The 21,993-nt window shown below is 69.2% G+C and carries 22 protein-coding genes; 1 reads left to right on the plus strand and 21 read right to left on the minus strand.

Annotated features, from left to right (window positions below; all coding sequences use genetic code 11):
• Nucleotides 1–90: 90 nt before the first annotated feature.
• The 21 genes from J2850_RS12345 to J2850_RS12445 all read right to left on the minus strand — a co-directional run bounded on the left by J2850_RS12345 (nucleotide 91) and on the right by J2850_RS12445 (nucleotide 20,530).
• Complete coding sequence (locus J2850_RS12345) at nucleotides 91–651, minus strand: hypothetical protein (protein WP_209982006.1); 561 nt, start codon at nucleotides 649–651, stop codon at nucleotides 91–93.
• On the minus strand, nucleotides 648–2,228 hold the full coding sequence (locus tag J2850_RS12350) for a nitrilase-related carbon-nitrogen hydrolase (RefSeq protein WP_209982008.1): 1,581 nt from the start codon (nucleotides 2,226–2,228) through the stop codon (nucleotides 648–650). The genes J2850_RS12345 and J2850_RS12350 overlap by 4 nt, the downstream gene beginning before the upstream one ends.
• 6 nt (nucleotides 2,229–2,234) lie before the next feature.
• Nucleotides 2,235–2,762 carry a cyclase dehydrase gene (locus tag J2850_RS12355; protein ID WP_209982010.1) on the minus strand — a complete coding sequence of 176 codons (528 nt, stop codon included), beginning with the start codon at nucleotides 2,760–2,762 and terminating at the stop codon, nucleotides 2,235–2,237.
• 9 nt (nucleotides 2,763–2,771) lie between these two features.
• Nucleotides 2,772–3,944: a zinc-dependent alcohol dehydrogenase gene (locus tag J2850_RS12360; RefSeq protein WP_209982012.1), complete on the minus strand. Its 1,173-nt coding sequence runs from the start codon at nucleotides 3,942–3,944 to the stop codon at nucleotides 2,772–2,774.
• 107 nt (nucleotides 3,945–4,051) lie between these two features.
• Nucleotides 4,052–4,642 (minus strand): hemerythrin domain-containing protein, encoded by a 591-nt coding sequence (locus J2850_RS12365; RefSeq protein ID WP_209982014.1) that lies wholly within the window; start codon nucleotides 4,640–4,642, stop codon nucleotides 4,052–4,054.
• 29 nt (nucleotides 4,643–4,671) lie between these two features.
• Nucleotides 4,672–6,102, minus strand: coding sequence for a glycosyltransferase family 87 protein (locus J2850_RS12370; RefSeq protein WP_209982015.1), 1,431 nt, complete (start codon nucleotides 6,100–6,102; stop codon nucleotides 4,672–4,674).
• Between the two features lie 94 nt (nucleotides 6,103–6,196).
• Complete coding sequence (locus J2850_RS12375; RefSeq protein WP_209982017.1) at nucleotides 6,197–7,663, minus strand: glycosyltransferase family 87 protein; 1,467 nt, start codon at nucleotides 7,661–7,663, stop codon at nucleotides 6,197–6,199.
• Between the two features lie 172 nt (nucleotides 7,664–7,835).
• Nucleotides 7,836–8,249, minus strand: a complete 414-nt coding sequence (locus J2850_RS12380; RefSeq protein ID WP_209982019.1) for a hypothetical protein — start codon at nucleotides 8,247–8,249, stop codon at nucleotides 7,836–7,838.
• Between the two features lie 110 nt (nucleotides 8,250–8,359).
• Nucleotides 8,360–9,100 carry a TetR/AcrR family transcriptional regulator gene (locus tag J2850_RS12385; protein WP_209982020.1) on the minus strand — a complete coding sequence of 247 codons (741 nt, stop codon included), beginning with the start codon at nucleotides 9,098–9,100 and terminating at the stop codon, nucleotides 8,360–8,362.
• A 79-nt stretch (nucleotides 9,101–9,179) separates the two neighbouring features.
• Nucleotides 9,180–9,794 carry an isochorismatase family protein gene (locus tag J2850_RS12390; RefSeq protein WP_209982022.1) on the minus strand — a complete coding sequence of 205 codons (615 nt, stop codon included), beginning with the start codon at nucleotides 9,792–9,794 and terminating at the stop codon, nucleotides 9,180–9,182.
• Nucleotides 9,791–10,837 (minus strand): 2,5-dihydroxypyridine 5,6-dioxygenase NicX family protein, encoded by a 1,047-nt coding sequence (locus J2850_RS12395; RefSeq protein ID WP_209982024.1) that lies wholly within the window; start codon nucleotides 10,835–10,837, stop codon nucleotides 9,791–9,793. The genes J2850_RS12390 and J2850_RS12395 overlap by 4 nt, the downstream gene beginning before the upstream one ends.
• Before the next feature lie 161 nt (nucleotides 10,838–10,998).
• Complete coding sequence (locus J2850_RS12400; protein ID WP_209982026.1) at nucleotides 10,999–11,805, minus strand: alpha/beta fold hydrolase; 807 nt, start codon at nucleotides 11,803–11,805, stop codon at nucleotides 10,999–11,001.
• 11 nt (nucleotides 11,806–11,816) lie between these two features.
• Nucleotides 11,817–12,572, minus strand: a complete 756-nt coding sequence (locus tag J2850_RS12405; RefSeq protein ID WP_281414976.1) for a maleate cis-trans isomerase family protein — start codon at nucleotides 12,570–12,572, stop codon at nucleotides 11,817–11,819.
• A 12-nt stretch (nucleotides 12,573–12,584) separates the two neighbouring features.
• Nucleotides 12,585–13,805 (minus strand): FAD-dependent monooxygenase, encoded by a 1,221-nt coding sequence (locus J2850_RS12410; RefSeq protein WP_209982027.1) that lies wholly within the window; start codon nucleotides 13,803–13,805, stop codon nucleotides 12,585–12,587.
• A 209-nt stretch (nucleotides 13,806–14,014) separates the two neighbouring features.
• Nucleotides 14,015–14,773 carry an ABC transporter ATP-binding protein gene (locus J2850_RS12415; RefSeq protein ID WP_246513014.1) on the minus strand — a complete coding sequence of 253 codons (759 nt, stop codon included), beginning with the start codon at nucleotides 14,771–14,773 and terminating at the stop codon, nucleotides 14,015–14,017.
• The gene (locus J2850_RS12420) at nucleotides 14,770–15,570 is read right to left on the minus strand and encodes an ABC transporter ATP-binding protein (RefSeq protein WP_209982029.1); all 801 of its coding nucleotides are present in this window, start codon (nucleotides 15,568–15,570) and stop codon (nucleotides 14,770–14,772) included. The genes J2850_RS12415 and J2850_RS12420 overlap by 4 nt, the downstream gene beginning before the upstream one ends.
• Nucleotides 15,567–16,526 carry a branched-chain amino acid ABC transporter permease gene (locus J2850_RS12425; protein WP_209982031.1) on the minus strand — a complete coding sequence of 320 codons (960 nt, stop codon included), beginning with the start codon at nucleotides 16,524–16,526 and terminating at the stop codon, nucleotides 15,567–15,569. Before J2850_RS12425 ends, J2850_RS12420 begins: the two co-directional genes overlap by 4 nt.
• A 1-nt stretch (nucleotide 16,527) precedes the next feature.
• Nucleotides 16,528–17,400, minus strand: a complete 873-nt coding sequence (locus J2850_RS12430; RefSeq protein ID WP_209982033.1) for a branched-chain amino acid ABC transporter permease — start codon at nucleotides 17,398–17,400, stop codon at nucleotides 16,528–16,530.
• Nucleotides 17,401–17,474: 74 nt separating this feature from the next.
• Nucleotides 17,475–18,611: an ABC transporter substrate-binding protein gene (locus J2850_RS12435; RefSeq protein WP_209982034.1), complete on the minus strand. Its 1,137-nt coding sequence runs from the start codon at nucleotides 18,609–18,611 to the stop codon at nucleotides 17,475–17,477.
• Between the two features lie 499 nt (nucleotides 18,612–19,110).
• On the minus strand, nucleotides 19,111–19,896 hold the full coding sequence (locus J2850_RS12440) for an aldo/keto reductase (protein WP_209982036.1): 786 nt from the start codon (nucleotides 19,894–19,896) through the stop codon (nucleotides 19,111–19,113).
• A 4-nt stretch (nucleotides 19,897–19,900) separates the two neighbouring features.
• Nucleotides 19,901–20,530 (minus strand): hypothetical protein, encoded by a 630-nt coding sequence (locus J2850_RS12445; protein ID WP_209982038.1) that lies wholly within the window; start codon nucleotides 20,528–20,530, stop codon nucleotides 19,901–19,903.
• Between the two features lie 319 nt (nucleotides 20,531–20,849).
• Here J2850_RS12445 and J2850_RS12450 point away from each other — a divergent pair, with 319 nt between their 5' ends.
• Nucleotides 20,850–21,887 carry an ABC transporter substrate-binding protein gene (locus tag J2850_RS12450; RefSeq protein WP_209982040.1) on the plus strand — a complete coding sequence of 346 codons (1,038 nt, stop codon included), beginning with the start codon at nucleotides 20,850–20,852 and terminating at the stop codon, nucleotides 21,885–21,887.
• Nucleotides 21,888–21,993 lie beyond the last annotated feature (106 nt).

Genomic DNA, 21,993 nt, shown 5'->3' on the forward strand with positions numbered 1-21,993 from the left:
GGCTTAGGGCATCAGGTCAGGCCGCGCGCCGGCCCATTGCCATCCGTCGCAACCCGCCGCCCCAATCGTGCAGGGGGTGGGGAGCCGTCTTCAGGGCATCTCCCGTGCCGTCGCATTCTCCCCACCCGTTGATGGCCTATCGGTCAATGGCCTATCGGTCGACGCGTTGAACGTCAGCCGGCCGGCCGGCCAGGAGCGGACGAGGCCGCAGGCGCGCAGTTCCGGCAGGGCGGCGGCGATGGCGGCGGCCGATAGCCCGGTGGCACCGGCCAGCGCCGGGCCGCTCAAGGGACCTCGCTTCAATGCGGAGAGGATCGCCGCACCGGGCGTGCCGGGGGCGGCGAGCAGGCGGGGAGTGCGGGGCGGCTTGCGGCTTCGGGCGGCGGCGACGACGAGCGCCAGCATGCGGAGCTGGCCCAGGCGCTGCATCGCGTTGCCGTTCCCGTCCTCGCCCAGCGACAGGGCGGTGTGGCAGCGGACGGTCTGGCGGGCGACGGCGGACAGATCCGCGGTGCGGCCGGCGGCCATGGCGGCCGCGGCTTCCTCGGCCAGGGTGGCCAGCTCCGCGTCGGCTGCGTCCCAATCGCCCCGCCCGACGGCGGCGAGCAGGTCGTCGGCCAGCAGGCGGAGAGCCGTTTCGAAGCCGGTCATTCCGCCTCCTCGGGCTCGGGCAGTTCCTGCCAGCGGTCCGGCGTCCAGCGGGAGCAGACATAGCCCGGGGCGGGGTCGGCGAGCGGCAGGGTGAGGCAGTCGATGCGCGGAGCGGCCGCTTCGTCCGCCCGCGGCTGGAAGAGCAGGGCGACGCCGCAATCGTGGATGATCATGTCCTCCTCGCCGTTGGCGCGGCAGTAGCGGTTGAAGCGGTGGGAAAGGGCCATACTGTTGGCGACGATGACCCGGCAATAGCCGGTGCGGGAGGACGCCGCCCCTTCCTTCGCCTGCCAACGCCCGGTGGTCAGGCCACTGTCCATCACCGGCGTGACCAGCCAGTCGGCCGCCATCGCGGAGGCGATCCAGGCGCTCGGTTGCGACCGTCCCAGATCCTCGCAGATCGCGATTGCCAGGCGCCCGAATCCCGGCAGCTCGAACAGGGTGAAACGGCTGCCGGTCTCGATGTCCTCGCGGGCGCAGTCGAGCAGGCGGCCGTTGCGGTCGCGCAGGTCGTAGGAGCGGCACTGGTTGCTGTCCAGGTCCCAGCAGTGCAGCTTGGTCTGCCCGGCGATCTCGCGGCCACGGCGGTCGAGCAGCAGCGCACGGTTGCGCGGCCTGCCGCCGTCCTTCGCCTGCTGCCGCACGCCGACCAGCGCATAGCGGATGGAGCCGTCGACCGCCTGCCGGCGCAACGCCTCGCTGATCGCGGCAAGCGTTTCCGGATGGGCGGAGACTTCCGGGAACAGGACGATGGTGGCGCCCTGTTCGGCCAGTGTCGCGACCGCATCCGCGGCGCGGCGGGCGAGCGGCCGTGCCAGCGGGTCGTACCAGGTCTCGCCATCGCGTTCGAAGCGATGGATGTCGAGATCGTCCTCGGCCTGCAAGAGGGGAACGACGCCGATGACGGGGCGCCAGTCGGGATCGGCCGGAACCTGGTCCTGCAGGCCGGCAAGGCGCTGGAAGCGCATGGTGATCCGCCTCTCCGGCTCGCCGTCCCGGTCGGCACCGACGGCCAGCGTCGGCGGGACGACCAGGAGGGTTCGGAACAGGTCGACCGGATCGAAGCCGTCGTCGCATCCGCCGGCGGAAGGCATGACCGCTTCACGGACGTTGAAGGCCCGCGCCAGCAGCCCCGGCCGCAGGATGAGCTGCCCGTCGGCGGGGTCGGCGTTGAAGCGGCCGTCCCGATTGTAGCGCCGCCGGGCCTCCAGGAGGTCCGCCGCCGCACCATCCGGGGCCGCCGAGCCCTGCATCCGAAGGTCCGCTGCCGCCGGGGCGTACCAGGCGGCGAAGGGCATGAACCAGGCGTCGATGGCCTGGGCGGCGGCGAGGACGCGGTCAAGCGGCGGCGCCCCGCCATCCGCCCCGCCGTCCGCCTCGCCATTTCCGCGGGCATCCGGATCGAGTACCCAGGTCTCCAGCGAGGCGGCGCCATCCCGCAGCCGCTCCGCGGCTGCGTCGAACAGCACCGCCGCGCGCTCCGGATCGGCCTCCAGCCGGCCCGCCAGGCTGCGGACCTCGTCCCGCCGAGCGGTCAGGCGGCGCCACAGCCCGATGAACAGGTCGGCGGGGTGCATGACCCGTCAGGCCGGCCCGGACGGCTGGAACTGCAGGATCTTCGGCGTGCGCATGTCCTCGGCGATCGGCGCGTCGCTCGCCGCCCCGCGCATGGCCTCGGCCGGGCGGGGAAAGCCGCTGCGGCCGCTGTAGTCGGGCAGCGGCTGGCGCCGGTAGGCGGCCTCCTCCTGGTGGAGCTTCTGGGCGCAGACGATGTCGAGGGCCGTGGCCGCCACCACCGCGCCGAAGGCGATGCGGGCGTTGCCGGCGCGGGGATTGTCCTCCATGCCCGCCGCCAGAGTCGCCATGTCCACGGCATCGCCGGCGATGCGGCCCCAGATCCAGGGCTTGGGATCACCGAGCGCCAGCAGGCCGACGCCGGCGGTGATCTCGCGCACGCCATAGGCGCGGATCAGGTTGGTCTTGTCCTCCATCCCCATCCAGCGGGCGATGCTGCGGCCGGCCATCAGCTCGGCCACGCCGAGCCCGATGCTGAACCAGCCCAGCCCGCGGGCGAGGGTGTCTCCGGTCGAGGAGCGGTCGTAATAGGCCATGACGTCACCTTAGGGCTTGAGGACCACCTTGATGCAGCCGTCCCGCTTGTCGCGGAAGGTCTTGTACATCTCGGGGCCCTGGTCGAGGGGGACGGTGTGGGTGATGACGAAGGACGGGTCGATCTGTCCTTCCTGGATGCGGCGCAGCAGGTCGTCGGTCCAGCGGTTGACGTGGGTCTGGCCCATGCGGAAGGTCAGGCCCTTGTTCATGGCCATGCCGAAGGGGATCTTGTCGATCAGCCCGCCATAGACGCCTGGGATCGACAGGGTTCCGGCCGGCCGGCAGACATACATCATCTCGCGCAGCACATGCGCCCGGTCGCTCTCCAGCATCAGCGCCTGCTTGGCACGGTCCATCATGCTGTCGAGCGTGGCGGTGGCGTGCGCCTCCATGCCGACGGCGTCGATGCATTTCTCCGGACCCTTGCCGCCGGTCAGCTCGTTCAGCCGCTCGACGACGCTTTCCTCGTCGAAGTTGATGGTGGTGGCGCCGCCGGCCTGCGCCATGGCCAGGCGCTCGGGCACGCGGTCGATGGCGATGACCTGCTTGGCGCCGAGCAGGACGGCGCTGCGGATGGTCATCTGCCCGACCGGGCCGCAGCCCCAGATCGCCACGGTGTCGGTCGGCTGGATGTCGCATTGGGCGGCGGCCTGCCAGCCGGTGGGGAAGATGTCGCCGAGGAACAGCACCTGCTCGTCGGTCAGGCCATCGGGGATCTTGACGTGGGTACGGTCGGCGAAGGGGACGCGCACATATTCGGCCTGCCCGCCGGCATAGCCGCCGGTCAGGTGGGTGTAGCCGAACAGGCCGGCGGTGGTGTGGCCGAAGATCTTGTCGGCCATCGCCTTGTTGCGGTTGGACCGCTCGCACACCGAGAAGTTGCCGCGCTTGCACTGATCGCATTCGCCACAGATGATGGTGAAGGGGATGACCACCCGCTCGCCCACCTTCAGCGCGCCCTTCGCCTCGGTGCCGACGTCGACCACCTCGCCCATGAACTCGTGGCCGACGATGTCGCCCTTCTCCATGCCCGGCATGAAGTGGTCATGCAGGTGCAGGTCCGAGCCGCAGATGGCGCAGGTGGTCACCTTGACGATGGCGTCGCGCGGGTGCTCGATCTCCGGATCCGCGACCGTGTCGCAGCGGATGTCGTTGGCGCCGTGCCAGACCAGTGCTCTCATGGATGTTTCCCCGTCGAATGCCATTACGATGGCCGCGTGTTGGGCACGCAGGACAACAGGGTCGGCGGATGATGCGTTCCGCCTACCCTACTGCCTTCCGGGGTATGTCAGAGGATCAGGGCCTTCTCGCGGGCGACGCTGCCGGACATCACGGCGGTCTCGCGCTGGTCCAGGCTGTTGCGCAGGGCGGGGAAGTCGATCTCCTCCTCCTGGCGGATGTGTCCGTCGACGATGCGCTTCAGGTCGTGGGCGACGGCCAGCCAGCGCGGGTCGTCCTTCGGCATCCGTTCCAGCGTGAAGAGGTGCATCTTGATCTCGGCATGCTCGCCGTAGAGATGCTTGGCGTCCTCCTCCTTGTGCGCCTGGTCGTGCAGCATCGGGTAGACGACGTCCTCTTCCGCCATGGCGTGGGCGGCGAGCCGGCGCTTGAGGCGCAGCAGAAGCTGGGTCCGCCGCACCGTGGAGTCGATGGGGGTCTGCACCATTTCCGACAGCAGCGCCTGGATGTTCCGGTGGTCGTCGACCAGCGCGTCGAAGGCGTCCCGGCCGGACGCGGCGCGGGCGGAGCCCGCCATCTGCGCCACCACCGGCGGCAGCAGCCGGCTGGCCGCCAGCGCCAGCACCGCTCCGCCCGCCATCATCGCCAGCCCGCGCGCGGACAGCCAGTCCGCACTGCCGTCACTCCTGTATCGTGCCATGATACGGCTCCCTTTTTCCGGTTTCGTCATCAGCCGGAAAACAGGAGCCGCTGGACGGCGTTCCGTACCAGCGGCCGGTGTCCGGCCGGCGGCACAAGTTCCGCCAGCGGCCGGAGGTGTGCGCCCGTCCGCCAGAGCACGCCGATGAGGAGCAGGGTCCCGACGAGGAAATAGGATTGGAGCAGGTTGAACGGCGTGTCGGCCAGGGCGTTGACCAGCTTGAACGCATCGACGCTCGTGAGCAGGTAGGCAAGGCCGAGGAGGGCGTAGCCGCGCGCCGCGGCCGGCGGATCGTCCGCCGCCGTCCTGACGAGGAGCAGCAGCGCGACCGCGAAGGCCGGCAGGAGAATGCCGTAATGATGGATCCAGGCGACCGGCGAGCCGACGGTGAAGCAGACCCCGGCCAGCGTGAAGGAGAGGATCCCGCCCGGGCCGCGGTCGTGACGGCGCCACAGCAGGCCGAACGCGACGAACAGCAGGCCGGACAACAGCGTCGCCGCATGGACGATCGGATGATAGGGCGCGAAGGCGTCGCCCAGCCACTGGGCATTGTTGCCGTTGCCGAGCAGCCGGTTCAGCAGCCCATTGAGCGTCTGGTTCGAATAATAGCCCTCGCCGTGGCGCCCGATGAAGGACAGCACGTCGAGATAGGTCAGCATCGGCCGCACCCCGTAGAGTGCCGCCGCAGCCGCGGTGCCGATCCCCACCACCAGCGCCCAGCCACCGGCCATCCGCCAGTCGCGGCGCAGCAGCGCCCACAGCAGGAAGAGCGAAAGCTGCGGCTTGATCAGCGTCGACAGGCCGAGCAGGACCCCCACCGCCCCTCGCCGGTCGCGAAGATACAGGATCGCCGAGAAGACGAAGGCGGCGTTCAGCCAGACCTGCATCTGCCCGATGGAGAATGCCTTCACCACCGGAAAGAAGCCGAGCGTCGCCAGCACGCCCAGCCCGGCCAGCTTCATCCGCGTCGACCGGCTCCCCGACGGGCCGGGCAAATCGAGCCACTTCGCCAGGTCCACGAGCAGGATGCCCATGCCGATCCCCGTGGCGACCGTGAGGACAAGGTTGAGAAGCGCATAGACCCGGAGATGGAGGAGCCCGAGCGACGACATCAGCTCCATCGGCAGGAACGAGGTGAGCGGGTACTGGAACTTCACATGTTCGGTGAAGAAGATCGCCTCGTAGACGTTCCCGCCCGGATGCCGGTGCAGCCAGGCGAAGGCCCTCATCATCGGCTCCCAGGAATCCAGGGGGAGGCGGGCCGGGGAGCCGGCGGCGATGAGGCGCAGGACGTCCAGCGGCGAGCTCTCGGTCGGGCCTGTGGAGTCCAGGTAAGGCTTCAGCAGGATCCCGAACACGAGGATGACGGCGAGGCAGCAGGCGGCGGCCGTCGTGATGGTGCGGGAAAGGAGAGGCTGTCCACCGGAGCCTCCCGGGTCACGGACACCGTCGGTCTTCATCGTGCGCACTCCCGATGCCGAAGGAAATGAAGGACGGCAGGTTCCGCCGCCCGCACGCTCGCGCCCGGTCCCGTCCTCCCGTCCCATTCTCCGGTCAGGGGGTGTCCGGCGCGGCTTTCCCCGTCCCCGGGGCCGCCAGGGCGCCGGAGAGGGACACCGGCCGTCCCCCGTCGGGCGCCCCCTGGCGGCCGGCGGTCCCCACCAGCAGGCCGAGCAGCAGGAGCCCGGAAAAGAACAGGTAGGACTGCAGGACGTTGAACGGGGTGTCCGCCAGCTCGTCCAGCGGCCGGAAGAAGTCGTTGCTCATGATCGCGAAGGCGGTGCCGAGCAGCAGCAGGTCGCGCAAGGTCCGCCGGCGGTCGCTCCGCAGGCGGCCGAGCAGGATGAACAGCAGGACGGCGAAGGCCGGCAGCATCACCCCGTAATGGGGGACCCAGGAGATCGGCGAACCGATCGTGAAGCAGAGCCCGGCCACCAGGAAGGAGGCCATCCGGTCGCCGGTCTTGCCGCCGGCCCGCCAGAGCAGCCCGAACAGCCCGAACAGGATGCCGGTGACCAGCGTGGCGGCATGGACCAGCGGATGGTAGGGCGCGAAGGCGCTGCCCCGCCACGCCGCGTCGCTGCTGGTCATCGACAGCAGGTTGGGGCCGTTGTGCAGCAGCCGGTGCAGCAGGCCGTTCACGGTCTGGTTGGAATAGTAGCTTTCGCCATGCCGGCCCAGGAAGGACAGCACGTCGAGATAGTGCAGCGACGGGCCGAGGCCGTAGAGCGCCGTCGCGGCCGCGAAGCCGGGCACCACGACGGCCGTCCAGCCCAGCGCGAAGCGCCAGTCCCGGCGCAGCAGCGCCCAGACCAGGAAGAGGGACATCTGCGGCTTGATCAGCGTCGAGCCGCCGAGCAGCAGGCCGGCCAGCAGCCGCCGGTCGCGCAGGTAGAAGAGGGCGGCGAAGATGAAGGCGGCATTCAGCCAGACCTGGATCTGGCCCACCGCGAAGGCCTTGGTGATCGGATAGAAGCACAGGGTGGCGACGATCCCGAGCGTCGCCGGCGCCCAGCGCCGTGTCGGGACCTGGTCCCGCAGCGTCGGCGGCCGGCCGGCATCGCACCCCTGCGACAGGTCGCGCATCAGGAGCGCCATGCCGGCGGCGCTCGCCACGACCATCAGCAGGTTGATCAGGGCATAGACGCGCAGGTGCAGAAGATGCAGCGCGGACAGCAATTCCAGCGGCAGCAGCGAGGTCAACGGATATTGGAACTTCACGTGCTGGGTGAAGAAGACGGCATCATAGACGTCCTTCCCGCCATGCTGATGCAGCCACGCGAGGGCCGTCATCATCGGTTCCCAGGAGTCCAGCGGCAGCCGCTCGGGGTTTCCGACGAAGATCAGCACCAGCACGTCCCAGACGGTGGTGTCGCCGTCGCTGCCGTCCAGGTAGGGGCGGAGGATGAAGCCGAACAGGCTGTCCACGAGAAGCACGAACAGGAGCGCGGCGACGATGGACCAGACGGCGGACCGGTCATCCCCCGCCGCGTCGAAATGCACATGGCCCATGGACGGCATCGGCGGCAATCCCCCCTGCTGCGTTCGTCATAGCGTTCTGGACCTCCGGCGGTATCCTGATGCCGCCGGAGGTCCAGAACGCTACGCCACGGGGGCGTCGGGGGGAACATGCGCCGGTGGTGCCGGACCGGGGTACCGCCATTAAACGGCGGTGGCCGGCGGCGGCGGCTTCCTATCCGAGCGAGGCCAGGGTCGGCTCGTTCGGGCACAGGCGGGCATGTCCGCCGCGGTCCCCGGCAGCCAGCAGCCGCGTGCAGGCGCGTGCCTTGCGGCAATGCATGCACACCCGCGCGAGGTCGTGCATGATGTCGGCGCGACCGCCGTCCAGGGCGGCGCCGTCGATGCCGCGCAGGGCGAGCGCCGCCGGCAGGAGCGACCGCGCATGGCCGCCATGGGCGACGGCCGGGAGATCGCTTTCCGCCAGCCCGGCATCATGCAGCACGGCATTGCGGTCGAACGCCGTCAGGGAATCCAGCGCCCGGGCCTGCCTGCCGGCGCGCCAGCGCTCCAGCAGGGTGGCGCACCAGCCTTTGCCGGCGAGGAGGCGTGCGGCGGTTTCGCAAGGGGGGTGAGACGGTAGCGGCATGGCGGCGCCCTCAAATTAATCGTTCGATTAATATTGCTTGGACGGGGCAGGGCGCGCCTTGATCCAGATCAGGAATGGCGGATCGTCAACGTCCAGGCCGGTGGGGCTCCTCAGGGGGCCGGAGCCAGCATGCCCGCGGTGACGAAGCTGGTGATGGCGTTCAGGATCTCGTCGGGATCGTCCAGGTTGCAGATGCCGGGCGCCATCTCCTCCAGCCGGTGGGTGTCGGAGAAGGCGTAGAGATAGGCGCCGATCATCAGCGTCATCCGCCAGTAGACATCCCGCTCGGCCAGGTGCGGCAGGGCATCGCGCAGGGCCTCGGTGAAGATGCGGGTGGAGTCCTCGTAGGCCTCGTTGCGCAGCTTGTAGGAGATTTCCGGCGGTTCGGTGTGCAGGCGGGCCTGCAGCCGCATGAAGGTGCGGCCGGCGGCGGTCGCCCGCATCGACAGGGCCGGCAGCAGGAAGGCGCGGACGATGTCAGCCACCGCCGGCGGCGTGCCGGCGCTGCGCAGCGCTTCCAGCCGCTGCACGCGATCCTCGGAGATCTGCCGCCCGCGGCGCAGGAAGACCTCTTCGAACAGGCCGTACTTGGATCCGAAGTAATAGTTGATCAGCGCCTGCGTCACCTGGGCGGCGTCGGCGACGTTGCGCAGGCTGGTGCCGGCGTAGCCGAGGTTGGCGAACTCGATCTCCGCCGCATCGAGGATCTCGTCGCGGACGTTGCTGACGCCTTCCGGCCGGCCGGGGCCGGCCCGGCGGCGTTGCGCCGGGCGCCCGCGCTTGGCGGCCGTTTCCGGATGCTCGGTTTCCGGGTGCGCCGCCGCCTTGGACTGTGTACTCGCTGACTTCATGGCATCCGCGGAGGGTTCGTCCCTGTCGCGGACACGTATAACACCGTTGGCCAAAGGCGCACCCTCTCCTTTCATGCGTTCAGAGCGCGAGTACACGCTCCGCGGGCACGACGTCGCCATATTTCTGCGCGATGTCGAACAGGTTGGCCTCGTGCGGGGCGAGCGCCCGGTCGCCGACGCAATCGGACAGGACCACCGGCCGGAAGCCGTGGCACATCGCGTCGACCACGCTGGCCCGCACGCAGCCGGACGTGGTGCAGCCGGCGACCAGCAGCGTCTCCACGCCCTTCTGCGTCAGCCACGGGGCAAGGCCGGTGCCGAAGAAGGCGGAGGGGTTGGTCTTGCGCACCACCAGTTCGCCGGCCGCCGGCGTCAGTTCCGGCACGATGGCGCTGGCCGGGGCGTCCTCGGTCAGGGTCAGCATGCCGGGGACCTTGATCGAGAAGACCGTGGCGTCCGAGCCGTCGCCGGCATAGACGATGCGGGTGTGGGCGACCGGCCAGCCGCGCTTGCGCGCCTCCTCCAGCACCGTCACCGTGCGGGCGATGGCGGGGGGGATGTTGCCGCCGCCGAACACAGCCGGGTCGGCGAAGCCGTTGACGAAATCGACGATCAGCAGGCCGATCCGGCCCTGGATGCCCAGCGACCGGCCGAAGCCCTGGCGCTCGTAGACTGCTTGGGTGGGCTCGCTCATACCGTTTCCTCCTGTTCCAGAAGCTGGCCCGCGCGGACCACCTCGCGGCCGTCCAGGCGGACGGTGCAGTTGCGCATGGGAATGTCGATGTGGCAGGCGGTGGTGCGCGATCCGCCGCCCTCGTTGTTCGGCCCCATCGAGAACAGGAAGTTGCCGGCGAAGGCGCGGGCGTCCATGCCGATGGTGCCCTCGCGGTCGTAGAGACCGAGCGTCGACCAGCGCGCCCGCTTCTGCAGGCCCCAGCCGACATGGGAGACGGCATAGGCCTCGGGGTCGGCGAAGACCTCCATGTAATCGTTCAGCAGGTCGGCGTCGATGCCGCCGGTGATCGAGGTGACGTAGCCCTTCTCCACCGTCATCTCGACGCGGTCGGTGACGTAGGACTTCATCGGCAGCAGGATGTCGCCGCGCTCCAGAACGACGCGGCCCTCCGCCTTGCGCTCGTTGGGGAAGGTCAGGCCGAAGCCGCTCGGCCAATGGTCCCAGCGGCCGGGCTCGTCGACGAAGCCGTATTCCTGGATCGCCGGGAACTCGCCGAGCGGCAGCCGCAGGTCGGTGCCGGCGGCCGAGGTGACGGTCATCTCCCTGGCATCGGCCATCAGCGCGGCGGCCGCGGCGACGCGGGCCTTGTCCTCCAGGCTGGGCAGCAGGCGGACCAGCACCTCCGGCGGCTCGACGGCCAGCAGGATGCGGGTGCCGCTCTCCAGGATCTCCGCCTGCTCGGGCGAGAAGAGCAGCGTCATCAGGTCGAGCACGATGTCGCTTTCCTTCAGCGCCGCGATGGCGGCGCGGTTTCCGGTCAGCGGCGTGGTGCCGAGATAGGCGAGGCTGTCGCGGCTGTGCGCGTGCTCGGCGTTCATCGGCGCGAGGTCGAGCCGGTTCACCACCGCCCCCATCATCCCGGCGGCGATGCGCGCGGTCTGCAGGGTCTGCGGGTGGGTGTTGGCGCTGGTCAGCAGGGTGACCGTGTCGCCGGGCTTCAGCTTCGACAGGGTGAGGACATGGGTCCAGGCGCGGACCATGTCGGCGTCGCTGACGGACATCGTGGGGCCCTTTCGTGTGTGTGGGGGATTGCGCTGCTGCGTTCTGGCCCCCTCCCTAACCCTCCCCCGCTTCGCGGGAGAGGGGACTACCGCCGATCCGGCGCGTGCTCCCTCTCCCGCGAAGCGGGGGAGGGGCAGGGAGGGGGGGAGGGCGCCGCACCTCAGACCGGCTTGCCCAGGAAATCGCCGAACGCGCGGTAGAAGCCGTCCTCGTCGTCCCAGGGGATCATGTGGCCGGCATTCTCCACCCGGACGATGCCGATGGCCGGGTTGATGTCGCGGATTTCCGCCTCCTCCTCCGGCAGGATGACGTTGCCGCGGCCGGCGGCGATCAGCAGGGACGGGCAGCGCACCCGCGGCAGGTCGCCGTGGATGTCGTCGGTCTGGAAGCCCTCATAGGCGGTGACGATCGCCCGCTCGTCGCAGGTGTGCAGCCATTCGGCGCGCAGGCGCAGTTGCTCGTCGGTCCAGGTCGGGCAGAAGGGGCGCATCGCCTCCAGATCGGCGCCCCGCGCCATCAGCCGAATGGAATCGACGTACCAGGGAAGCTGCGCCGGGTAGGGGCGGCGGCCCGGGCCGGACACCGGAGGGTCGACCATGACCAGGCAGCCCGGCTCGGCGCCGTGGCGGCTGACCGCGCGCAGGCCGATGCGCGCACCCATGGAATGGCCGACCAGCGCGTAGTCCTTGAGCCCGAGTTCCGCCGCGAAGGCGGCGGCGTCGGCGGCCATGGCGTCCAGCCCGTAGTCGAGGCTGCCGGAGGTCTCCGACAGGCCGCGGCCGCGGACGTCGAGCACATAGGTGTCGAAGTTGCGGCCGAAACGCTCGGCCACGAAGCCCCAGGTCGGCGCCGGGCTGGTGATGCCCGGCACGATCACCACGGGACGGCCGCTGCCGCCGTAGCGCAGGTAATGCTGGCGGATGCCGTTGGCGTGGATGTTGGCGCCGTAGCGGAAGGTGCTGCCCATACTGTCCTCCCTCAGTAGGCGCCGGACAGCAGGGCGCCGGCACCCGGCACCACCGGCTTCAGGTCCAGCGCCTTCAGCATGGCGTAGGTGGTGGCGACGGCGGCGGTGACCACCGGCTTGCCGGTCATCGCCTCGACCTTGGCGATCACCGGCAGCGACGGCATCTGGACGCAGGCCGACAGCACGATGGCGTCGACGCTGGCGGTGTCCATGCCGGCGACGATCGCCGGCAGGTTTTCCGGGTCGTGGCGGCCGACCGCGATGTTGTCCGGGATCTCCAGCGCCCGCCAGTCGGCGACCTCCACCCCCTCATGCTCGATGTAGTCGATGACCAGTTGGGTCAGCGGCTTCATGTAGGGGGCGACCAGCGCGATGCGCTTGGCGCCGATGACCGGAAGGGCGTCGACCAGCGCCCCGGCGCTGGTGATGACGGGTGCCGGAGCGCCGTTCTCCACCGTGCGGCCCTGCAGGCGCTCCTGCGAGATGCGGTGGTAGCCGCGGCCCATGCTCATGATCGCCACCAGGCAGGCGTAGCCCAGCACGTCGACGCGGGCATCGGTCAGTTCCAGCGCGCAGCGGTCGGACTCGCCGTCCATCGCCGCCAGCTCCTCCTTCCTGACCGTCTTCATGCGCATGCGGCTGGAATGGAAGGTGAAGCGGGTGCCGTGCGCCAGCGCGTGCGCGGTCAGCATCGCCGGGATCTCCGTCTCCATCGTCGTGTTGGAGCTGGGGACGATCTGGCCGATGCGGTAGGTCCGGGTGGTCATTGGATGCGTCCCTCAGGCGGCGAGTTCGGGGGTGGCGGCGACGCCGGGGCGGAACTTGCGGGCGTCGTACTCGTAAACCCAGTTGGCCTGGATGCCGGTGGCCTGCGGGTTGATCAGGCCGCGCAGCCAGTAGACGAAGTCGCGCTTGGCCTGGGCGAGCGGGGAGGGCAGGTGGTAGGTGCGCCCGCGCTCCCGCGCCTCCAACTGGACCCGGCTGGTGCGGGGCAGCCGCTCGCGCTCGTAGTCCCTGAGCGCCGAGGCGACGTCGTGGCCGTGGCCGTCCAGCGAGGCGGCGAGCACATAGGCGTCCTCGATCGCCATGGCGGCACCCTGCGACAGGAAGGGCAGCATCGGATGGGCGGCGTCGCCCATCAGGGTGACCCGGCCCTTCGACCAGCCGGTCATCGGGTCGCGGTCGAACAGGCCCCACTTGTAGACGGTGTCGACGCGCTGGAAGAGCGTCTCGACGTTGCGGTGCCAGCCCTGGAAGGCGTTCAGCAGCTCGGTCCGGCTGCTGGGGGCGTTCCAGCTTTCCTCGACCCAGTCGCTGGTTTCGGCCACCGCGACGATGTTCACCGCCGTGCCGCCGCGGACATAGTAGGTGACGACGTGGCTCTTCGGGCCGAACCAGAAGGACGCCTCCGGCGCCACGAAGTCGACCGGGCCGCCGACCGGCACCACGGCGCGGTAGCACATGTGGCCGGTGAAGCGCGGCGCCTCCGGCCCGAACAGCGAGGCGCGCACGGCGGAGCGCACGCCGTCGGCGCCGACGATCAGGTCGGCCTCATACTCGCTGCCGTCGTCGAAGGTGGCGACGGCGCCGTTGGCATCCTGGCGGACGCCGGTGCAGCCGATGCCGAAGGTGGCGATCGACTCCGGCACCACCGAGGCGAGGATGGAATGCAGGTCGGCGCGATGGATGTGGATGAAGGGCGCGTCGTAGAGCGTCGGGCAGTCGGTCAGCGGCGTGCGGAAATTCTCCCGCGCCGTGCGCCAGTTGCGGCCGACCAGCGCCTTCGGCAGGAAGCCCGCCTCCAGCATCTTGTCGAGCAGGCCCAGCGTCTTGATCACCTTGACGGCGTTCGGCGTCATCTGGATGCCGGCGCCGATCTCGCCGAAGCCGGGGGCGCGCTCGAACAGGCGCACCTCGAAGCCCCGTTGCAGCAGGCAGCCGGCCAGCGCCACGCCGCCGATGCCGCCGCCGACGATTCCGATCCGCGGTTTGCTTCTCACTCTATCCCTCCTTCAGGGAGACGCCGAAAATTAATCGGTCGGCTGTTTAATTACTATTGACCTGTGACGCCAGTGGTCTGGTGGCGGGCCGGCCCCCTCCCCGACCCTCCCCCGCGTTGCGGGAGAGGGAGCACGCGCCAATTCGGCGGCAGTCCCCTCTCCCGCGAAGCGGGGGAGGGTTAGGGAGGGGGCCGGTCCACGCCCCGAACTCACCCGCCCAGATAGGCCTTCAGCAGTTCCGGGTCGTCGCGCAGCTCGGCGGACGGGCGGGCGGTGGTGATGCGGCCGGTCTGGACGACATAGGCGCGGCTGGCGACCGCCAGCGCGTTGTGGATGTTCTGTTCGACCAGCAGCACCGTCACGCCGTGGGCGTTGATGGCGCGCACCACCTCGAACACCTCCTCGGCCATGCGGGGGCTGAGGCCCAGGCTGGGCTCGTCCAGCATCAGCAGGCGCGGTTCCGACATCAGGGCGCGCGCGATGGCCAGCATCTGCTGCTCGCCGCCGCTGAGCGTGCCGGCCATCTGCCTGGCCCGCTCGCGCAGCCGCGGGAAGCGGTGGAAGGCCATGCCCATGCGGGTGCGCACCTCGTCCTTCGAGCGGCAGAGATAGGCGCCGAGCGCGATGTTCTCCTCCACCGTCATGCCGGGCCAGACATGGCGCTCTTCCGGGCAATGGGCGATGCCGGCGGCGACGATCTCCTCCGGCGGGCGGTTGGCGATCGGCTTGCCGTTCCAGTCGATGCTGCCCGACCGCGCCTTCAGCAGGCCGGAGATGGCGCGCAGCGTCGTGCTCTTTCCGGCGCCGTTGGCGCCGATCAGCGCCACCGTCTCCCCGGCATGGACGTCGAGCGAGATGCCGTGCAGCGCCGCGGTGCTGCCGTAGGCCACATGCAGGTCCTGCACCCGCAGCACCGGATCGCCCGCAGTGGCCGTCCTGTCCGGGGCGTCCATCGTGATCGTGCTCATGCCGCCGCCTTGCCGAGATAGGCCTCGGCGACCTTCGGGTTGTTCAGGATCTCGCGCGGCTCGCCTTCCGCCAGCATCTGGCCGAAGTTGAGGACGACGATGCGGTCGCACACCCCCATCACCAGCTCCATGTTGTGCTCGACGATCAGCAGCGACTGCACCACCTTGCCGATCAGCGTCTTGAGGGTCTCGCCGAACAGCAGGGCCTCGTGGCTGTTCAGGCCGGCGGCCGGCTCGTCCAGCATCAGCAGGGTCGGCTTGGCGGCCAGCGCCACCGCGACCTCCAGCAGGCGCAGCTCGCCGCAGGACAGCAGGTGGGCCGGGGCGTTCATGCGGCGGGCGAGGCCCATCGTCTCGACGACGGCGGCGGCGCTCTCCCGCGCCTCGCGCTCGGCCCGGCGGACCCGCTCGCCGGGGAAGAAGGTGGCGAGCAGCGACTGGCGGCCTTCCAGGTAGTGGCCGGTCAGCACATTCTCGAAGACCGTCAGCCGCTTCATCACGTTGGTCTTCTGGAAGCTGCGGATCAGGCCGAGCCGGGCGATGGCGTGCGGCTTGTGGCTGGTGACGTCGGCGCCCTTGAAGAAGACCCGGCCCTCGGTCGGCGTGTAGAAGCCGGTCAGCATGTTGAAGCAGGTGGTCTTGCCGGCGCCGTTGGGGCCGATCAGCCCGACGATCTCGCCGGGGCCGACCGAGAAGCCGACCTGCTTCACCGCGGTGATGCCGCCGAAGCGCATGGTCAGGTTCTCGGCGCGCAGCAGCGGTTCGCCGCCATGGCGCTGCGTGGGGAGGGCGGTCATACGGTGCGCTCCTCGATGGCGGGGGAGAGGGAGGGGGCGTCGCCGCGCTGCTCGCGGCGGCGGGCGATGAAGCCCATCAGGCCGTTGGGCAGGAACAGCACGATCGCCATGACGATCAGCCCGAACAGCGACAGCCGCAGCTCCTGCAGCTCGCGCAGGTATTCCTCCAGCAGGGTGACGATGACCGCGCCGACCACCGGCCCGACCAGCGTGCCCTTGCCGCCCATCAGCACCATGATGATGATGGTCGCCATGAAGGAGAAGCGGAACACCTCCGGCCCGACGAAGGAGATGTAGAAGGCGTAGAAGCCGCCGGCCAACCCCGCCATGAAGGCGCCCAGCACGAAGGCCTGCATGGCCGAGCCGAAGGGGTTCACGCCGATCGATTGCGCGACGTAGCGGTTCTCGCGCACCGCCACCGCGGCGCGGCCGGCGTTGGAATAGACGAAGCGGTAGGACAGGTAGAAGGTCAGCGCCGCCAGCCCCAGCACGATGGCGAAGAAGACGCGCTTGTCGGCGATGCCACCCTGGCCGACGCCGGCCAGCCCCATCGGGCCGTTGGTCACGCCGATCCAGTTGTTGGCGATGATGCGCAGCACCTCGGCGAAGGACAGGGTGACGATGACGAAGTACGGTCCCTGCAGCCGCAGCGTGATGGCGCCGATGCCGAGCCCGAACAGGGCCGCCACCAGGCCTGCCGCCGGCACCGCCGCCCACATCGGCCAGCCGGCGTTCACCGACAGCAGGGCCGCGGTGTAGGCGCCGGTGCCCAGGAAGGCCGTGTGGCCGAGCGAGAACTCGCCGACATAGCCGACCACCAGGTTCAGGCTGTTGGCGAGGATGGCGTAGAACAGCGCCATGACGGCGAGGTGCAGGAGATACTGGTCGGTGACCGCGAAGGGCAGCAGGGCCGCCAGTACCCCGAGCCCGAGGAGGACGTTGCGTTCGAGCGTCATGTCAGGCCCTCTCCGCCCGGATCGAGAACAGACCCTGCGGCCGCAGCACCAGGATCAGGATGACCAGCAGGAAGCCGATGATGTCGACCATGCCGGTGGCGACATAGCCGCCCCACAGCGCCTCGGCGACGCCGAGCAGCAGGCCGCCGGCGATGGCGCCGGGGAAGCTGCCCATGCCGCCGAGGATCACCACGACGAAGCTCTTCAGGCTGACCAGCCCGCCGACCGACGCCTGGGCGGAATAGATGCTGGCCAGCAGCATGCCCGACAGCGCCGACAGGGTGCAGCCCAGCGCGAAGGTCGCGGCATAGACCTGCTTGGTGCGGATGCCGGCCAGGCTGGCGGCCATCGGGTCCTGGAAGGTGGCCCGCATGGCGCTGCCCAGCCGGGTGCGGTGGATGATGGCGTGCGCCGCGAAGATCAGCGCCACGCCGATGACCATGGCGAGCAGGCGCATCTTGGTGATGGTGACCGGGCCGAGGAAGATCGGCCCCTCGGTGATGGCGCGAGCGACCTTCAGCGGCGCCGGGCCGACGGCGAGCAGGGTGATGTTGACCAGGAAGATCGACAGCCCGATGGTCAGCAGGATGCCCGGCTCTTCGCCCTGGCCGCGGACGCGCTCGATCAGGAAGCGGTCCACCGCCCAGCCGAAGCTGCCCATGACCAGCGCCACCAGCACCAGCCCTGAGAAGAAGTCGAGCCCGAGGTAGGTGGTGACGAACCACCCCACCACCCCGCCCAGCATGTAGAACTCGCCGTGGGCGAAGTTCACCACGCGCATCAGGCCGAAGATCAGCGTCAGCCCGAGCGCCGACAGCGCGTAGAAGACGCCGACCACCAGCCCGTTGGCCAGGAATTGCAGGAACAGATCCATTGCGGTGTCAGCCTCGATAGGGGGCCTTTAGGGCGTGGCGGGATGCCGCCTCACTGCGGCACTCACTGCGGCGCTCATTGCGGCGCTTCGACGGGGGCCGAGGCGACGACCTTGGGCGTGGCGCCCTCGATGCGCACCAGCACGGCGTCGAAGCCGTAGGCCTGGCCCTTGGCGGTGAAGCGGTAGTTGCCGTTCGGCGCCTTGTAGTCGGTCTGGGCGAGCGCCTTGCGGATGGCCTCGGCGTCGGTGCCGCCGGCCCGCGCGATCGCCTGCGCGGTGATGTTCAGCGCGTTGTAGCCGGCGGCGCCGTACTTGCCGGGCTTCACCTTGTACTTGCCCTCGTAGGCCTTGACGAAGTCCTGGTTGGCCGGGTTCTCGACGCTGGAGACGTAGGGGACCGCGGCATAGATGCCCTCGGCGGCGTCGCCGGTCAGGTTGATGAAGTCGGCGGTCGCCCAGGAGCCGACGCCGAACACCTTGCTCTGCAGGCCCATCTCCTGGAGCTGCTTGACCAGGATCGAGCCGTCCTGCGTCTCCGCCGCGACGAAGATGCCGTCGGGCTTGGCCGCGCGCAGCTTGGTCAGCAGGGTGAAGAAGTCGGTGGTGCCGTGGTCGAAATACTCGGTCATCGCCGTCTTGACGCCGAGCGCCGACAGGTCGCGCGAGAACTCCTCGACGCCGCCGCGGCCCCAGTCGTCGTTGACGCCGACATAGGCGACACTCTTCAGCTTCAGGTCGTTGGCGAGGATCTTGGCGAAGGCCTTGGCCATCAGCGCGTCGGTCTCGGCGGCGCGGAAGAACCAGGGATTGTTCTGTTCGGTCAGGGCGGCGCTCGACGACACGCCGGTGACCAGCGGAATCTTGTACTTCTGCGCCACCGGCATGATCGCCGCGGTGGCGGAGCTGCAGAAGGCGCCGACCAGGACGGCCACCTTGTCCTTCTGCACCAGCTTCTCGACGGCATTCACCGAGTTGGCGGGGGCGCATTGCCCGTCCTCGATCACCAGCTCGACCGGCTTGCCGAGCACGCCGCCCTTGGCGTTGATCTGCTCCACCGCCAGCTTGGCGCCCTCGACCACCGACTTGCCGTTGTAGGCGACGGAGCCGGTCAGCGGCTCGACGAGGCCGATCTTGACGCTGTCCTGCGCGTTGGCCGGAGCGGCCGCGGCGACACCGGCGGCGAGCGCGCATCCCAGAACGTAGCGGTACATCTCTAACCCTCCTGTCCTTAGGGAATTTTGTGTGGACTTGCACATGGTCCCACGCCTGCGCAGGTCGCCGGCCTGGCCGGGGACGCGCGCAGGGGCTGCCCCCGTTCGGGATGCTTATGTGTCTGGTATCAGACGGTTAGGCGATTTTATTATTCGCCCAATTAATTCTTGTCCCAACGTTAACGAGGGCCGAAGCCCGCTGTCAATCCTGTTTGTTGGCAGTGTACGCGGCCTGTCCGCCGATCGACCTGTCCACTCGCCCGATATTAAGCTGCCGGGCCGGTCCTGCGGGCTGGTGAAAAAGCAAGCCTCTGTACTCTGCAAACGTCAGGCCAAACGCCCTCGGGCGCGGACGGACGGCGGTTGCGGGGCGCGACCGGAACGAGGGCCGAAAGCGCGCCGATGTGGGATGTGCCCAATTTGCACGCAGCCGTTCAGGTACGCGGCAGCCTGCCCATTCCTCGGGCAGCCTGCCGCGCTGTTGCGGAAGCGGTGAGGGTTAGGGAGCGGGTTGCGCCATCGCGCCGGCGAAGCTGGCGGCGTTCGCTTCGAGGTGGGCGACCTTGCCGGTTCCGGTCAGGACGATGCCGTCGGCGAGATGCCGGGCAATGAAGGCGAAAGCCGACCGGGCGGCATCCCCGTCGGCGTCCGGCCCGACCAGCGCACCCATGGCGAAGGGACGGTTGACGATCGCCCGCAGCCCGGCCCCGGCCATTGCCGGGAGAAGCGGAAGCATCTGCCGGTTGGCGCTGCTGAAGGGGAATTGCAGGAAGGAATAGAGCCCCGTCTCGATCGCCCGCAGGCCGGCATCGACCGTCGCGACGCTTGCCCCGAACCGCGTCACGCCCGCCCCCCTGGCATGGTCGATCGCGGCGACGACGCCGGGACTGTCCACCACCTCGACCGTCGCCTTGTGGATCTGCAGCACGTCGACGCGGTCGAGCAGTCCGAGGCTGCGGTCGATGCTGCGCCGCAGGGCATCCCGGCCATGGTCGGCGAAGGGAACCCCGGTTTCCGGATCCCAATGCTCGCCGGCTTTGGTCATCACCGTCACGGCGGAGCGCTGCGGTCCCGGCAGGCGGGCGAGAAAACGGCCGAGCACCGCCTCGCTGCCGCCATAGGCCGGGGCCGTGTCGAGCACACGGATGCCGAGGTCGAGCGCGCGCCGCAGCAGGGCGTCGGCCTCGGCCTCGCCGGGCACCGCGGCCGGGCGCACCCCCCAGCTCCGGCCGATCGACAGCAGGCCGAGGCCGAGTTCGAGCCGGCCATTCCCGATATCCGTCATCGCATCACTCCCGTGGCTTCGGATGGAAGAAGGTCTGCGGCCGCAGGTCGTCCTCGCTGAACAGCCCGAACGCCTGGATCACCATCCCGGTCGGCACGGTGAGGCCGCGGGCGACGCCGCTGCCCTTGAGCACGCCGCCGCGCCGGTCGGGATCGGGCTCGCGGTGGCTGCCGCCGGCCTGCAGCCGGCAGTTCTGCATCCGGATGGGACCGAGCACCTGCGCCCCATCCCCGATGCTGTTGCACAGGGTGAGCGAACCGCCGCCGAGCAGCCGCGCACCGCTGCCGATCTCGACGAGGTTGCCGGGTTGGTCGGCCTTGATGGTGAAGCCGCCTTCCTCGCCGATTTCGGCCATGGTGCCGACCGACACCCGCCCGCCAGCGGCGACGATGCGGGTTCCGGGAAAGAGTTGGGTCTCGGCTCCGATCGCAATGCGGCCATCGCCGGTCGCCTGGAGGATCGTGCCGGGCCAGAGGGTGACGCCGGCCGCCAGCGCCACCCCCGGCGAGACGAGCGTCGAAAACGGATCGAGGACGAGAACGCCGTCGTCGGCGAGCCCGGCCACCGCGTCGACCGGCAGGAATCCGGCCCGTCCACGCAGGCGGTCGACGGTGGCAGCGACAGGCTCAGCCATGATCGCCGATCCCACTGCCGGTCTTGTCCCTGGCCGGCACCCAGGCACCACCTGCCGTACGGTCTCGGTTAACAGTGTTTCGTCCGTTTCCCATCATCATGAAATCCGCCATTCATTCGCACGTTGTATGAACAATCGGAAAGAATGGCGCCGGGGGAACGACGCCACGCGACGGCGGTGAAAGAGGCGAAGAGAAATCAATATCGTTCTTGTTCTCTCTTCGCTATTGATGCCATTTATGTTCAGAAATGCAAATATTTTTGGATAAAATGGCATCCTCGTGAAAATAATAATCTAGAACAAGTCGGAGGATTTTTCCATGATTTCTGCATTTGCCAGAGCGGCTTCTCTGGCTGTCGGTATCGGCGCCCTGTTTGCGCTTGGTGGAGGCTCGGCCCATGCGCAGGGAAGCGTCACCGTCATGTGTGGCGTGCAGGAGGAATGGTGCAAGGCGATGGTCGTCGCCTTCGAGAAGAAGACCGGCATCAGCGTCGCGATGACCCGCAAGAGCGCCGGCGAGGCTCTGGCGCAGATTCGGGCCGAGGCGAACAACCCGAAGATCGACATCTGGTGGGGCAGCTCGGGCGACCCGCACCTTCAGGCGGCCGAGGAAGGGTTGAGCGTCCCCTACGAGAGCGCCCACCTGAAGGACCTGCAGTCCTGGGCGCAGAGCCAGTACAAGCAGTCCAACGGGCGCAGCGTCGGGATCTATGCCGGCGCGCTCGGCTTCGTCTACAACACCGAGATGCTGGCCAAGCGCGGGATCCAGCCGCCGAAATGCTGGGCCGACCTGCTGCGTCCGGAGTTCAAGGGCGAGATCCAGATGCCCAATCCCAACTCCTCCGGCGCGGCCTACACGACGCTTGCGACGCTCGTGCAGATCTTCGGCGAGGATGCCGGCTTCGACTACCTGAAGAAGCTCAACGAGAGCATCAACCAGTACACGAAGTCCGGTGCGGCCCCGGCAGCGGCCGTCGCCCGCGGCGAGACGCTGGTCGGAATCTCCTGGGTCAACGATAGCGTCATCCAGAAGGTCAACAAGTTCCCGGTCGACATCTCGACCCCCTGCGAGGGAACCGGCTACGAGATCGGTTCGATGAGCATCCTCAAGGGCGCCAAGAACCTCGACGCCGCCAAGACGTTCTACGACTTCGCCTTGACGCCGGAAGCGCAGAACTACGGAGCCGTCAACATGCAGATGACGCCGTCCAACAAGCAGTCGGTGTCGCCGCCCGATGCGCCGAAGTTCGAAGATGTCCGGCTGATCGACTACAACTTCCAGAAATACGGCATGGTCGAGGAGCGCAAGCGCCTGCTGAGCCGTTGGGACGCCGAGATCAAGGCCGTGGCGAACTGACCGACCGCCACGGCGAAGGCCCGCGATCTCCGGCAGCGTCCCTGCCGCCGGAGGTCGCGGGCCTTCCCGTTTCCCCTCCTGTCTCGGGGGCTCGGCGTCGACCTGC

The organism is Azospirillum picis (genome assembly GCF_017876115.1).
In the GTDB taxonomy this organism is placed as follows: domain Bacteria; phylum Pseudomonadota; class Alphaproteobacteria; order Azospirillales; family Azospirillaceae; genus Azospirillum; species Azospirillum picis.

Coding starts and splice junctions, on each gene's coding strand:
- J2850_RS12345 (WP_209982006.1), bottom strand. CDS start 651: ATGACCGGCTTCGAAACGGCTCTCCGCCTGCTGGCCGACGACCTGCTC.
- J2850_RS12350 (WP_209982008.1), bottom strand. CDS start 2,228: ATGCACCCCGCCGACCTGTTCATCGGGCTGTGGCGCCGCCTGACCGCT.
- J2850_RS12355 (WP_209982010.1), bottom strand. CDS start 2,762: ATGGCCTATTACGACCGCTCCTCGACCGGAGACACCCTCGCCCGCGGG.
- J2850_RS12360 (WP_209982012.1), bottom strand. CDS start 3,944: ATGAGAGCACTGGTCTGGCACGGCGCCAACGACATCCGCTGCGACACG.
- J2850_RS12365 (WP_209982014.1), bottom strand. CDS start 4,642: ATGGCACGATACAGGAGTGACGGCAGTGCGGACTGGCTGTCCGCGCGC.
- J2850_RS12370 (WP_209982015.1), bottom strand. CDS start 6,102: ATGAAGACCGACGGTGTCCGTGACCCGGGAGGCTCCGGTGGACAGCCT.
- J2850_RS12375 (WP_209982017.1), bottom strand. CDS start 7,663: ATGCCGTCCATGGGCCATGTGCATTTCGACGCGGCGGGGGATGACCGG.
- J2850_RS12380 (WP_209982019.1), bottom strand. CDS start 8,249: ATGCCGCTACCGTCTCACCCCCCTTGCGAAACCGCCGCACGCCTCCTC.
- J2850_RS12385 (WP_209982020.1), bottom strand. CDS start 9,100: ATGAAGTCAGCGAGTACACAGTCCAAGGCGGCGGCGCACCCGGAAACC.
- J2850_RS12390 (WP_209982022.1), bottom strand. CDS start 9,794: ATGAGCGAGCCCACCCAAGCAGTCTACGAGCGCCAGGGCTTCGGCCGG.
- J2850_RS12395 (WP_209982024.1), bottom strand. CDS start 10,837: ATGTCCGTCAGCGACGCCGACATGGTCCGCGCCTGGACCCATGTCCTC.
- J2850_RS12400 (WP_209982026.1), bottom strand. CDS start 11,805: ATGGGCAGCACCTTCCGCTACGGCGCCAACATCCACGCCAACGGCATC.
- J2850_RS12405 (WP_281414976.1), bottom strand. CDS start 12,572: ATGACCACCCGGACCTACCGCATCGGCCAGATCGTCCCCAGCTCCAAC.
- J2850_RS12415 (WP_246513014.1), bottom strand. CDS start 14,773: ATGAGCACGATCACGATGGACGCCCCGGACAGGACGGCCACTGCGGGC.
- J2850_RS12420 (WP_209982029.1), bottom strand. CDS start 15,570: ATGACCGCCCTCCCCACGCAGCGCCATGGCGGCGAACCGCTGCTGCGC.
- J2850_RS12425 (WP_209982031.1), bottom strand. CDS start 16,526: ATGACGCTCGAACGCAACGTCCTCCTCGGGCTCGGGGTACTGGCGGCC.
- J2850_RS12430 (WP_209982033.1), bottom strand. CDS start 17,400: ATGGATCTGTTCCTGCAATTCCTGGCCAACGGGCTGGTGGTCGGCGTC.
- J2850_RS12435 (WP_209982034.1), bottom strand. CDS start 18,611: ATGTACCGCTACGTTCTGGGATGCGCGCTCGCCGCCGGTGTCGCCGCG.
- J2850_RS12440 (WP_209982036.1), bottom strand. CDS start 19,896: ATGACGGATATCGGGAATGGCCGGCTCGAACTCGGCCTCGGCCTGCTG.
- J2850_RS12445 (WP_209982038.1), bottom strand. CDS start 20,530: ATGGCTGAGCCTGTCGCTGCCACCGTCGACCGCCTGCGTGGACGGGCC.
- J2850_RS12450 (WP_209982040.1), top strand. CDS start 20,850: ATGATTTCTGCATTTGCCAGAGCGGCTTCTCTGGCTGTCGGTATCGGC.